The sequence below is a fragment of the Hymenobacter sp. BRD128 genome (genome assembly GCF_013256625.1).
GTDB lineage: Bacteria > Bacteroidota > Bacteroidia > Cytophagales > Hymenobacteraceae > Hymenobacter.
Window position 1 is genome coordinate 1,311,673 of record NZ_CP053908.1, and the last position, 12,852, is coordinate 1,324,524.

The window sequence follows — 12,852 nt, forward strand, 5'->3', positions numbered from 1 at the left end:
CTGGACAAGAGTATTTTTTTAACTTCCTTTTTTTAAAACAAACTTATGCCCAAAAACCCGCCTAAGCCGCTGACCGACGTGCGCCTGCTACGCTTTACTCCCGACCCCGACCGCTTTGTCGGCCTGGAAGCTTATTGCCTGCCGTTTGCCCGTGAGTACGAGCAGGCTGCTGATGCTTTTATACAGGCGGTAGCGCCCAACCGCCGGGGCTTGCCCATTCGGCAACTTAACAACTTACTGTTGGCGTGCCTGCCGACGCTGGCCCACGGCTTTGAGGGGCGCAAATACGGCCGGCGCCTATTGGTAGTAGGTACCCCAGAGGTACCGCCAGCGTTGCCCGAGCCGACGCTCATTCATCGCCTGGTACGCATCAGGGCTAAAAACTGGACCAGAAAGTACGAAGAAGATAGGCCAGCTGAATGCGAGCAATTTTTAGCTGCCGTGCGCCAGCTAAAGCCCGCCGGCTGGCAGCGCTATAAATCCGATGAGCTGGTGCGCGACCCAGGCCGGGCCAGTGGCCTCATCTATCAGGCCCTGCCGGCGCTGCTGGCTACCCTACTGCATGGGCAAACGGCCCCGGTAGGCGATGACCAGCGCCCGGTAACGTGGCGTAGGGTACAAGGTGGTGGCGGCGACCGCACGGAAATCTACGTCGTCAGTCAGCCCTTCCGAGCCCGCTACCAGCCCGAAAAAAGCCAGTACGACGAGGAGATGCCTGCCGAGAAAGAAGGCTATTTTGCTTATCGCCTCGATTTTGAAGTTGAAACGCAAGCTGGCCGCTTTTATGAAGACAGCAACCGGCTCAGGCCCTGGCTATTTATGCGGCTTAGCTGCCAGCGCTACGGCCATCAAGCCCTGACGCGGGAAAATTTTCGGCGCAATGTGTCAGTGCTTACTGGCTTGCACACGCCCCGGCTGGCCGACGCGCCGCTCGGCAGCGGCCCGGCTACGCTGGTGCGCCTGCAGCTAGGTAAAAACTACGGGCAATGGGAGTGGCAATTGCAGCTACCCGAGCTGCTGGAGGATGCCTCGGCCCGGCTGCTGCCCGCACCCGAGTTACTCATAGCTAATCCGGCTGCCTATGGTATTGAAGGCCCACCCCACGACCCGGCCGGCGACGAGTTTTACTTAATTCACGCCGAGGGCTATGGCTACGACACCGCGCGCGGCCGGGGGCATGCCATCAAGTCCGGCTTCCACTTGGATGAGCGCCGCGCCGTATTGCGCCAAGTATTGCACTTGCTAGGCGGGCGGTTGCGCCCCGATAAGCCCGTGCCAGCCGATACGCACCCGCTGCCTAAGGGTAGCAAGGTGCCGGCCGCCATGCGCACCAGTAAGTTTTTCAATGGCAAGGTCAAGAACGAGTGGCGCAAAGCAGCGCAACAAGGCGTTGGTCCGCTCGAAAGCGCTTCGGCTACTGCCGACAACTTTCACCACCGCTGGCGACAAGCCTTGCGGCAGGCACCCGCCCAGCTGTTGCTGGTGTACCGGGAGGAAAGCACGCTAACCCTGATGAAGCAACAGGTGCAAAAAGCCCTGTTGCTGCCCCCCGGCCAGGTGCCCGCGTGGCTGAGCATCATAGAAGTGCCAATCACCGACCCCACACTGCTGGCAGAGTACGACAAGTATGACCCCGACTTGCATGCTGGTACCAAGCAGCAGCACTACGCCCGGCAGCACAACGTGAAGCGACAAGCCTGGAAAATATTCCTGCAAGCGTATGTCCAGGAAAGCCAACCCGCGCGTTTTGCCTTCATCGAAGGTCTTAAAAAAGACTGTTCAGAGGAAGTGCGGCACATTAAGGGGGCCGTGCGGGCCGCCTGCGCTAGCCTGGGTGTTGCCTCGCAGCGGTTGCGAAGGGCCGATTTTGGCAAGGATGGCGCATCATTCTCCTTCGGAGCGCAAAGCCGGGGCGCTAATGCGGCCTTCGACCTGCTGGTGCGCCAGCCCGGCGTACTGGGTGGCCCGCCTAGCGCCCTCTATAAGCACGCGGCGTTACCCGCGCTATTGGCTGACAATCTGGATGTCATTGCCTTGTACCGCCGCGAGGTGCAAGACCCTGAAGTGCATTATGCCGTGGCCGTGCGGCTGCGCGCTACGGGCGAAGTAGATGTGCTGTTTCCGCATGAGGAGGTCTGGCAGCCCTATGCCAGCGCTGGCCCCCGGCTGGGTCAATTTCTGCTAAAGCAGCGCGGTGTGCCAGCGTTTCAGAAAGACCAGCCTAGCCCCAAGCTATCCCCGCCCGAGCTAGCGCAGTTTGCCGCGCACGTAGTAGCGGTTTCGCACGAGCGGCCTACGTTGGTGCTCATCGAAGCCAACGGCTGGCGCAATGCGGGGAAGGAAGGGCAGCATATCTGGCCCCAACTGAAAAACGAGCACTTGGCTGACCAGCAAGATGAATTGAATTTTCGGCACGTGCATGGCCAGGGCCGGGCCTACATGCGCACCGACCCGGCCGTTAAAAACCTACTAGCCGTAGTACGCCTGCGTCTAAATGATGAGACGCCCCAATACCTGCCCGAAGTCATCGAGGGCACATCGGCTCGAGATTTTAAGCAATTAAGCGCTTTCGTAGACCGGCGTTCCTCGGGCCTGTTACACTTCTTTTCTATTGGTCAGCAGGCCGATATACAAAAAATAGAAACTGACAAAGAAGCGGGACAAGGCCTATTCAAGCTAGAAATACGCCCTGGCAAGGATGGCGCTGGCGCTGGCGTTTCATTCCGGCACCAGCAGGTGGTAGAGTTTGTGCCTTTCTTCGTGCATCCTGATTTGCAGGAAGAAGCTAAGCTTTTAGCCTTGTGCCGCATTCTGCATTATCTGCGCACCTCACCCGCCTGGGATACCGCTAATACGCTATATCCCTTCCCCATGCACCTGGCCAAGGCGCTGATAGATGATTACCTCTGTATACTTGACTAACGTAAAAAAAGCCCCGTCGACACTGGCTGACGGGGCTTCTATTAGTAAAACTATAGGTGCTACGCCGCCGGCTGAGCGCTCATCTTGTCCAGCGCGTCCATTACCTCTTTCACGTGGCCGCGCGAGGTTTCGAGCAGCGCCTTTTCCTCGTCGTTGAGTTGCAGCTCAATCACGCGCTCGATGCCATTCTTGCCCAGAATAACCGGGGCGCCGAGGTACACGCCGTTGATGCCGTACTCGCCTTGCAACTCCAGGCACACCGGGAACACGCGGCGCTGGTCGCGCACGATGGCCTCCACCATTTGGGCGGCCGCCGCGCCGGGCGCGTACCAGGCCGAGGTGCCCATAAGCTTCACCAGCTCACCGCCGCCGTTCTTGGTGCGCTCCACAATGGCGTCAAGTTTATCCTTGTCAATGAGCTCGGTCACCGGAATGCCGCCCACGGTGGTGTAGCGGGGCAGCGGCACCATGGTGTCGCCGTGGCCGCCCATTAGTACGGCCTGAATGTCTTTGGGGCTCACGTTCAGGGCCTCGGCCAAAAAGGCGCGGTAGCGGGCCGTGTCCAGGATGCCGGCCATGCCGAATACCTTTTCGCGGGGCAGCTTGGCGGTGAGGTGGGCCTGGTAAGTCATCACGTCGAGTGGGTTGCTCACGATGATGATAATGGCGTTGGGCGAGTGCTTCACCACCTGCTCGGTCACCGATTTCACGATGCCGGCGTTGGTCGCAATAAGGTCGTCGCGGCTCATGCCGGGCTTGCGGGGCAGGCCCGAGGTAATGACTACCACATCAGACCCGGCGGTGCGGGCGTAGTCATTCGTCACGCCCACGGTGCGCGAGTCGTAGCCGATAATGGGGGCTTTCTGCCAGATATCGAGGGCTTTGCCTTCGGCGAAGCCTTCCTTGATGTCAACCAAAACGATTTCGTTGGCAATTTCTCGGGTGGCGAGCACGTCGGCGCAGGTAGCGCCCACGTTGCCAGCCCCAACTACGGTAACTTTCATGGGAAAAATTGAAGGGTAGGAGGGAACGGTGCCAGCAAAGTCTGGCGCGGTAAAAGTACGGCCGAAAATTGGGCGGCGGCTACGAGCAGACCTCACTTCAGCTGCGCTTCACAGCCGCTGCACGGCCAGCACGCGCTCCGTGGCTTCCTCCACCTTAAAGCGCTCATCGACGCGGAAGCCCACCACCCAGCAGATTTTGCCGTCGGCCGAGGTCAGTACGCGCACCTCATCTTTGAGATTGAGCGGCACTTTCTGGTCGATGAGGAAGTCGCTGACTAGCTTCTTGCCTTTCAGGCCCAGCGGCATAAATGCGTCGCCCTCGCGCCAGCGGCGCAGCGTGAGCGGGAATTTGAGCTTGTCGATATCCAGCGCCGCCGTGCTGCGCGAGCGCGGAATATCGTAGCCCGCGCCGTCGTGGGTGGTGGCGCGCAGGCGCAGGCCATCGGCCAGCAGGTCTTCTTGGTTTTCGGCGAGCTGGAAGGTGCCGTACTGGGCTAGCCGGCGCGGCGTGATAACGAGCTGGTCGCGGTCCTTAACTAGGCGGTGGGTGGGCGAGTCGAACTGCTTGCCCGAGAGGCCACCGAGGCTAGCCACGATTTCCTTGGTCACGGGCCACGAAAAGCCAAAGGGCCGCAGCAGCTCGTGTAGCACCAGGGTGGTAGCGGCCGTGTTCTGAAGCGTGGCAATGCTGAAGTACGTGGCCTCGGGCGCGTCGCGGCGGGCCTGGGCGGCGGTGTCGGCCACGTAGCGACGCACGATTTCTTCGGCGCCGCCCACGCGCTCGGCGGTGGCGGCCAGGGTGTTGTCGAGGTTGGGATTGATTTCGCGCAGCACCGGCAGCACCTGCTGGCGCAGGCGGTTGCGCTGGTACACGGGGCTGTCGTTGGAGGCATCCTCGCGCCAGATGAGGCGATTTTCGACCAGGTAATCGTACAAATCGTCTTTGGCCTGGCCTAGCAGGGGGCGGATGATGTGGCCATTTTTGGCCTGAATGCCGTGCAGGCCGGCTAGCCCGGTGCCGTGCGTGAGGTTGAGCAGCATCGTCTCGGCCTGGTCGCGGCGGTGGTGGCCGGTAGCGATGGCGGCGTAGCCGTTGGCCGCGCGCACCTGCTCAAACCAGCGGTAGCGCAGCAATCGGGCCGCCATCTGGGTCGAGATGCCCTCGCGCTCGGCAAAAGCTTTGGTCTGGAAAAACTCGGCGAAGTAGGGCGCCTCGTACTGCTTGGCCAGCTTGCGCACAAACTGCTCGTCGGCGTCGGCCTCGGCGCCGCGTAGGCCAAAGTGTCCGTGCGCCACGGCCAGCGACACCCCTAGCCGGTGCAGCACGTCGAGCAGCACCACCGAGTCGAGGCCGCCGCTCACGGCCACCAGCACGGCATCAGTTTCGAGGTCGAAAAGCTTGTTATCAGTAATGAATTGGCGAACCTGGTCGAGCATGACAAATAGGAAAGGGCACTAGCCCGCAAAGATGCGCGTTAGCCCCCGCCCGCCGCCGTAACTTTGGCCCGAATGCCGCTGTCCCGCTTTTTCCTATACCTGCTTTTCTTGCTGCCGCTAGGTGCCGCGTGGGCCCAACACCGGCCGGCTGCCGCCCCCCGGCCCGCCGCGCCCGGCCCGCGCCCCCAGCCCGTGAAGGGCACGCCCGTCGACCTACAAAATGCCGGTAAGCTGAGCGGCGGCGACTTCAACGGCGTGAAAATCCGTAAGCTGCTCGGCAACGTCATCTTCAAGCAGCAGGACGTACTGCTGTACTGCGACTCGGCTTATCAATATCTCGACCGCAATGAGATTGAGGCGTTTAGCAACGTGCGTATTGTGCAGAGCGATACCATGACCATCACCGGCGACCGTGGCTTTTATGACGGCAACAAGCGCACGGCCCGCATGACCGGCCAGGTCGTAACCATGCGCGACCCGCGCATGACGCTCACTACCACGGCCCTCGATTATGACCTGACCCGCAAAACGGCCTTCTATACCGTGGGTGGGCACATCGTGGACCCCAAGAATACCCTCGATAGTCAACAGGGGTTCTACGATACCAATAGCAAAGTCTTTGTCTTCAAGCGCGATGTGCACCTGGTTTCGCTCGACGAGCAGGGCCAGCCCACCGACCTGCGCAACGATACGCTGACCTTTAATACGAGCACTAAAATTGCCTACTTCGACGGCCCCACCCGCATTAAAAGCACGCAGGGCGACCTCTACGCCGAAAAGGGGACTTATAACACCGTGACGCGGGTATCCAACTTTGCCCGCAAGGCCCAGATTGAAACGCCGGGCTACCTGCTGGGGGGCGACGTGCTGGTGTATGACCAGGTGAAGCTCTACGGCGTGGCGACGGGCCACGTCTCGCTCATTTCCAAGAAGGATAACCTAGTGCTGCGCGGCGACCAGGGCCGCTACTGGCGGGCGCTGGGCCGCACCAAGCTGTTTGGCGCCCGGCCGGTGGTGCGCAACATTTCGGGTAAGGACACGCTCTACCTGGCCGCCGATACGCTGCTCAGCATAGAGTCGCGGGTGGGGCGGGCTAGCCAGCGGCCCATTTTGTACGCCTGGCCTAAGGTGCAGATTTTCAGGGGTAAGATGCAGGGACGCTGCGACTCGCTCACCTACGACCGCCAGGATAGTATTATTTACCTGAACCGTGACCCGGTAATCTGGCAGGCCCATAACCAGCTCACCGCCGACTCGATGAACCTGCGCTTTAAACACGGCCAGCTCGACCGGGCTAGCCTGTTTGCCAATGCCTTTGCCATTCAGCAGGATACCGTGCAGGACTACAACCAGGTGAAGGGCCGCACGATGGTGGCCTACTTCCGGCGCAGTCAACTGGCCCGCATCAACGTGCTCGGCAACGCCGAGAGCCTGTATTTTACTCTGGAAGGCGATTCCAGCATGAGCGGTATGAATAAGTCGTTTTCGGCCTCAATGACACTGCGCTTTGCCGATAATAAAATCAAGCAGCTCACCTGGCTCACCAACCCCGAAGCCAGCTACACGCCGGTGCACGAGCTCAAACCAGCTGATAAAGAGCTGAAAGGCTTCCGCTGGCGGCCCACCGAGCGGCCCACCCGGCGCGTAGTTTTTGGCAAGCATTTCGCCGCCGATATCAAGCGCGCCAAGCCCAAAACCAAAGCCAAGCCTAAAGCCACAAAAACGAAGCCCAAAGCCCGGTCCCGTTCGAAAGTCAAGCCAGCCACTGCCCCCAAAAACCCGCCGGCCAAGCCCCTGGGCCGGCCCGCGCCTGCGCCGCCGGCGGCGATTGCAACCCCCCGCTAGCCCGGTGGCTCCTGAGTTAGCCGACTCCTGGCCGGAACTACCCGCCGGTCAGCTGCCGTTTTACTTGTACCTTTGCCCTTTGTATGCGATTCTCCCGTTTGATTACTGCGGCCCTGCTCACCGGCACCCTTTCGCTAGGGTCTTGCACGGGCTACCAAAAACTGCTCAAGAACGGCAGTGTGAATGAGAAGTATGAGGCCGCCATCAAGTACTACGACAAGGGCGATTTCTTCCGCTCGGGCACGCTGCTCGAAGAGCTAATTCCGCTGCTCAAGGGCCGCCCCGAAGCCGAGAAGGCGCAGTTTTACTTCGCCAACACCAACTACAAGCAGCGCAACTACGTGCTGAGCGCTTACTACTTCAAGCAGTTTATCGACACCTACCCCAACTCGCCGCAGGTGGAGGAGGCGTCGTTTTTGCGGGCCAAGTCGCTCTACCGCGATTCGCCGGGCTACGAGCTCGACCAGACCAATACCATTACGGCGGTCGAAACCATCCAGGACTTTCTCAACACCTACCCGGCCAGCCCGTTTAAGGCCGAGGCGGAGAGTATGTCGCAGGAACTGCAGAAAAAACTGGAAAACAAAGCTTTTCAGAGTGCGAAGCTGTACTACGCGCTGCGCTACAACCAGGCGGCCGTGACGTCGCTCGGCAACTTTGTGGTGCAATATCCCGGCTCGGTGTATAGCGAGCAGGCCGACTACATTCGCCTTCAGGCACAGTATGCCTGGGCCAAAGAAAGCATCGAGGCGAAGCAGCGCGAGCGCTTTGTCGATGCCGTAGCTTTTTACCAGCACTTTGTCGATACCTATCCGCAGAGCAAAAACCTGCGCCTGGCCCAAACCATGTACGACGACAGCCGCGCCGAGCTGGAGCGTCTCAAGAGCATCCCCGAAGCCCAGGCCGCGGCTCAGGCAGTGGTTGACCAACCCAATGCCGCCGCGCCCGCCGCGCCCGCCGCGCCCAAATCTTCGTCGGGCAAGGGCGGCCGTCGCGGCCGCTAGCCCTCCCACTTTCTACTTGTCTACTAACAGCGTATTTCTCATGAAGACCCCCGCTTCTGCCTCCATCATCACCCGCAACCTGGCCGACATTACTACGGACAACAACAACGTGTACGAGGCGATTTCCATCATCTCGAAGCGCGCCAACCAACTGTCGGTGAAGCTGAAAGAAGAGCTGACCGACCGCTTGGCCGAGTTTGCCACTACCGTCGATAACCTCGAAGAAGTATTCGAAAACCGCGAGCAGATTGAAATCAGCAAGCAGTACGAGCGCCAGCCCAAGCCCACCAGCCAGGCCATCGAGGAGTTCATCGCTGGCGAGCTGCACTACGAAACGCCCGAGGCCGCGCCCGTTATCATTCCCCGCGAGCTGTTCTAAGTAGTTGCTGGTTATTATTTGTTGATTGTTACCGTTTTGCCCGATGGCTACTCCTCAACAATCGACAGCTACCAATCAGCAGCTACCCTTGCATAGCCGCCGCATCCTGCTAGGGGTGAGCGGCAGCATTGCCGCCTACAAAGCTGCGCCGCTGGTGCGGCTGCTGGTGCAGGCCGGCGCCGACGTGCAGGTTGTGCTCACTGAGGCCGCCGCGCTGTTCGTCACGCCCCTCACGCTCGGCACTCTTTCCAAAAAGCCCGTCCTGACGGGCTTTTTGCGTGATGCGGCCAGCGGGCAGTGGCACAATCACGTCGAGCTGGGTCTGTGGGCCGAGGCCTACGTCATTGCGCCGGCCAGTGCCAATACCATCGGCCAGCTAGCCAACGGCCTGTGCCCAAACCTGCTGAGTGCCGTGTATTTGTCGGCCCGCTGCCCAGTATTTCTGGCCCCGGCGATGGACCTCGATATGTACGCCCACCCGGCCGTGCAGCAGAATATCCAACGCCTGCGCTCGTTCGGCAACCACGTTTTCGACTCGCCAGCGGGCGAGCTGGCCAGTGGCCTTAGCGGCCCCGGCCGCATGCTCGAGCCCGAGCAGATAGTAACCGAGCTAACGCAGTTTTTCAACAGTAAAAAATAATAGAACGTCATGCTGAGCTTGCCGAAGCATCTCGCTCGCTTCGTCAGGATTCGCAGCCCTAGCGGCGCGAGCGAGATGCTTCGGCAAGCTCAGCATGACGTTCTTTTGTGAAAATTCAGAAGACAGATGCGCGTTCTCCTCACCGCTGGCCCAACCTACGAGCCCCTCGACCCCGTGCGCTTCCTCGGCAATCGCTCGACGGGCAAAATGGGCTACGCCCTGGCCGAAGCCTTTGCCGCTGCGGGCGCTACGGTGACACTTATCAGCGGGCCCACGGCGCTGCCCGCGCCGGCTAGCCCGCTCATCCGCACGGTGCGCGTCGAAACGGCTCAGCAGATGTACGAAGCTGCCGCCGAGGCCGCGCCGCTGGCCGACGTATGGGTATTTGCCGCCGCCGTGGCCGATTACCGGCCAGCCACCGTAGCCCCGGAAAAGATTAAGAAAGAAGGCAATACGCTGACGCTGGAGCTGGTCAAGAACGTGGATATCGCCGCCACGCTGGGCCAAGCCAAGCGGGCTGAACAATTTTCGGTCGGTTTTGCGTTGGAAACTACCAACGAGCTGGCCCACGCCCGGGGCAAGCTGGCGCGCAAAAACTTCGACTTAGTGGTGCTCAATTCGCTGCGCGATGCGGGCGCGGGCTTCGGCCACGACACCAATAAGGTGACCGTGCTCGACCGCGCCGGGCAGGTGCTTAACTTTGAGCTACAAGCCAAGTCGGAGCTGGCGCGCACGCTGGTAGCCCTTATTCTGACCCGTTTTACCGCCGTGTATGCGTAAGATTTTCGCCCTTTTCTGCTTGCTGGCTAGCCTGGCTGCCCGGCCCGGCCAGGCGCAGGAGCTGAATGCCCAGGTTGCCATCTCGTTGGAAAACGTGACGATAACCGACCCCACGCTGGTGGCACAGCTGCAGAAGGACATGATGGCCTTCCTCAATACCCGCACTTGGACGCGCCAGACTTATCGGTCCGAAGAGCGCATCAAGCTGCGCATGTTTGTGGGCATCACCGCCATTCCGCAGAATGGCACCTACCAGGCTACTATGCGCCTCATTGCCACCCGGCCGGTGTACGGCACCGGCTATGAAACCAACTTATTGAGTATCAACGACCGGAGTTTTAATTTTATTTACACTCCTCAAATTCAGCTGGACTATTCGCCCAGCAACTTCGTTAACAACCTCTCGTCGCTGCTGGCTTTCTACGCCTACATGGTCATTGGCACCGACCAGGATACCTTTTCGCGGCTCGGAGGCAGCACCTACTACGACCAGGCGCGAAATATACTGCAATACTCAGCCAACCAAACACTTACTAACGAAGCTGACGAAGGCTGGCGCGATACGAGCTCGCGCAACCGCTACTGGCTGCTCAATAACCTCACCGACCCGCAGCTCGAAGCCTTCCGCACCGGTTTGTATGCCTACTACCGGCAGGGAATGGATATTTTCATCGAGAAGCCCGATGAGGCACGCACGTCTATCCTGGCGGCGCTCACCGGCATTCAAAAAGCTAATGCAGTGCGCCCGAGTACGCTATTTGTGCGGGCTTTCTTTGATGCCAAGGCCGATGAGATTACCAATATTTTCCGCACCAGCACCGACTCGCAGCAGAAGCAGCAACTTATCGCCTTGCTGACGGACGTAGACCCTGGCAACCTGACAAAATATCAAACTGTCTTGAATCGCTGATTTGGCAGATTTAGCTAACTGCTAAAGGTAGGTTTTGCGCAAATTGTATACTCGCAAGCAAAAAGAGTTATTGGAAATAAGTATAAGTAACAGCAAGCTAGACGGAGCCGATTGAATCCGCTTAATCTGCCAAATCAGCGATTTATGTTAGTCGATTTACGCATTCAGAATTACGCCCTTATCGAGCAGCTGGAGCTGCGGCCTTCGCCGCTACTCAATATTATTACCGGCGAAACCGGGGCGGGTAAGTCCATCATGCTGGGGGCCATCGGGCTGCTGCTGGGCAACCGGGCCGACTCGCGCATGCTCTTCCACACCGAGCGCAAGTGCGTGATTGAGGGGCAGTTTGATATTACGAACTACCAGCTTCAGGATATTTTTGAGTCGGAAGACCTGGACTACGATACGCAGTGCATTCTGCGGCGCGAAATCAGTCCGTCGGGCAAGTCACGCGCCTTTGTAAATGACACGCCCGTAACGCTCGATGCTCTGCGTAAGATTGGGGCAAACCTCATGGACATTCACTCGCAGCACGATACGCTGCTGCTGGGCGATGCCGTGTTTCAGCTCAACCTGCTCGACCTCTACGCCAACCTCGTGCCCACGCGCACGCAATACGGCAACGCCTACCGCCAGTACCGCAAGCTCGAAACCGACCTCAAGGCGCTGGAGGACCAGTCGGCCCAGGCTAGCAAAGAGCTGGATTACAATAGCTTCCTGCTGAATGAGCTGGAAGAAGCCAGCCTCGACAAGGAAGACCAGGACGCGCTGGAGCAGGAAGTAAAGCAGCTCGAGCACGCCGAGGAAATCAAGTACAAGCTGAGCCAGGCGCTGCACGGCCTGCGCGACAGCGAAAGCTGCGCCACCGGCACCATGAAGGACGCCTCGACGCTGCTAGGGCAGGTATCGGGCTATGCGGAGGCGTTCCGCGAGCTGCGCCAGCGCCTGGAAAGCTGCCTGATTGAGCTGCACGACATTGCCGACGAGGTCGAAACCGCCGAGCGCCGCACCGAGGGCGACCCCGCCCGCGCCGAGGAGCTGCAGGCGCGCCTCACTGTGCTCTATAACCTGCAGCGCAAGCACCAGCGCCGCGACGTGGAGGGCCTGCTCGAAACCCGCGAAACGCTACGCCAGAAAGTAGGCTCGGTGCTGAACCTGGACAAGGAAATTACGCGCCTGCGCAAAGACTCGGATGCCGCTCTGAAGCAGGCTACCGCCCAGGCCGCCAAGCTGTCGGAGAGCCGCCGCAAGGCCTTCCCCAAGTTTGAAAAGGAGCTGAGCGCCCTGCTGGCCGACCTCGGCATGCCGCACGCCCGCATCGTGGTCGAGCACAAAACCGGCCCGCTCTCGGCCAGCGGCTCCGACGTGGTGAGCATTCTATTCACGGCTAATAAAGGCGCCCAGCCCCAGACGCTGAGCAAGGCTGCCTCAGGGGGCGAGTTCTCGCGTTTGATGCTGTGCATCAAGTATATGCTGGCCGATAAAACGGCGCTGCCGACGATAGTTTTCGACGAGATTGACACCGGCATCAGCGGCGAGATTGCCGTGAAAGTGGGCCGCATGATGCAGCAGATGGCGCACAAGCACCAGCTGGTGGCCATTTCGCACCTGCCGCAGATGGCGGCGGCCGGCGACACCCACTACTTCGTGTACAAGGAAGACCGCGCCGACCGCACCGTGAGCCGCATCCGGCAGCTCTCGCCCGAAGACCGCATCAAGGAAATTGCGCACATGATTGCGGGCGCCAAGCCTAGCGAAAACGCGCTGCAAAGCGCCCGCGAGTTGCTGGCCTTACGTGGGGAAGAAGTAGTGGGGTAACTCAAAAATTGTCCTGCTGTCGAGGGAAACATCTTGGTAGGCTTACCTGCTTTCAGCCCCGATAAGATGCTTTCTTCGTCAGCATGACGGGCTGGTGTACTTTTGTATACTCA

At 59.9% G+C, this 12,852-nt stretch carries 8 protein-coding genes and 1 pseudogene; 7 read left to right on the forward strand and 2 right to left on the reverse strand.

Going from position 1 to position 12,852, the window contains the following annotated elements; genetic code table 11:
* Nucleotides 1-45: 45 nt before the first annotated feature.
* The gene (locus tag GKZ68_RS05915) at nucleotides 46-2,922 is read left to right on the forward strand and encodes an RNaseH domain-containing protein (protein WP_173111908.1); all 2,877 of its coding nucleotides are present in this window, start codon (nucleotides 46-48) and stop codon (nucleotides 2,920-2,922) included.
* A 59-nt stretch (nucleotides 2,923-2,981) separates the two neighbouring features.
* On the opposite strand, the gene mdh is transcribed toward GKZ68_RS05915, so the two are convergent.
* Both mdh and tilS read right to left on the reverse strand, forming a co-directional pair.
* Nucleotides 2,982-3,926 carry a malate dehydrogenase gene (gene mdh / locus GKZ68_RS05920; RefSeq protein WP_173111911.1) on the reverse strand — a complete coding sequence of 315 codons (945 nt, stop codon included), beginning with the start codon at nucleotides 3,924-3,926 and terminating at the stop codon, nucleotides 2,982-2,984.
* 108 nt (nucleotides 3,927-4,034) lie between these two features.
* Nucleotides 4,035-5,363, reverse strand: coding sequence for a tRNA lysidine(34) synthetase TilS (gene tilS / locus GKZ68_RS05925; RefSeq protein WP_173111914.1), 1,329 nt, complete (start codon nucleotides 5,361-5,363; stop codon nucleotides 4,035-4,037).
* Nucleotides 5,364-5,435: 72 nt separating this feature from the next.
* Here tilS and GKZ68_RS05930 point away from each other — a divergent pair, with 72 nt between their 5' ends.
* The 6 genes and pseudogenes from GKZ68_RS05930 (at nucleotide 5,436) to recN (ending at nucleotide 12,739) form a co-directional block, all read left to right on the forward strand.
* On the forward strand, nucleotides 5,436-7,208 hold the full coding sequence (locus tag GKZ68_RS05930) for an OstA-like protein (protein WP_173111917.1): 1,773 nt from the start codon (nucleotides 5,436-5,438) through the stop codon (nucleotides 7,206-7,208).
* An 83-nt stretch (nucleotides 7,209-7,291) separates the two neighbouring features.
* Nucleotides 7,292-8,212, forward strand: coding sequence for an outer membrane protein assembly factor BamD (locus tag GKZ68_RS05935; protein ID WP_173111920.1), 921 nt, complete (start codon nucleotides 7,292-7,294; stop codon nucleotides 8,210-8,212).
* Nucleotides 8,213-8,252: 40 nt separating this feature from the next.
* On the forward strand, nucleotides 8,253-8,591 hold the full coding sequence (locus tag GKZ68_RS05940) for a DNA-directed RNA polymerase subunit omega (RefSeq protein ID WP_173111923.1): 339 nt from the start codon (nucleotides 8,253-8,255) through the stop codon (nucleotides 8,589-8,591).
* Between the two features lie 43 nt (nucleotides 8,592-8,634).
* Nucleotides 8,635-10,011: pseudogene (locus tag GKZ68_RS21920) on the forward strand (bifunctional phosphopantothenoylcysteine decarboxylase/phosphopantothenate synthase).
* On the forward strand, nucleotides 10,004-10,921 hold the full coding sequence (locus GKZ68_RS05955; RefSeq protein WP_173111932.1) for a DUF4835 family protein: 918 nt from the start codon (nucleotides 10,004-10,006) through the stop codon (nucleotides 10,919-10,921). Before GKZ68_RS21920 ends, GKZ68_RS05955 begins: the two are co-directional and overlap by 8 nt.
* Before the next feature lie 144 nt (nucleotides 10,922-11,065).
* Nucleotides 11,066-12,739: a DNA repair protein RecN gene (gene recN / locus GKZ68_RS05960; protein WP_173111935.1), complete on the forward strand. Its 1,674-nt coding sequence runs from the start codon at nucleotides 11,066-11,068 to the stop codon at nucleotides 12,737-12,739.
* Nucleotides 12,740-12,852: the final 113 nt, after the last annotated feature.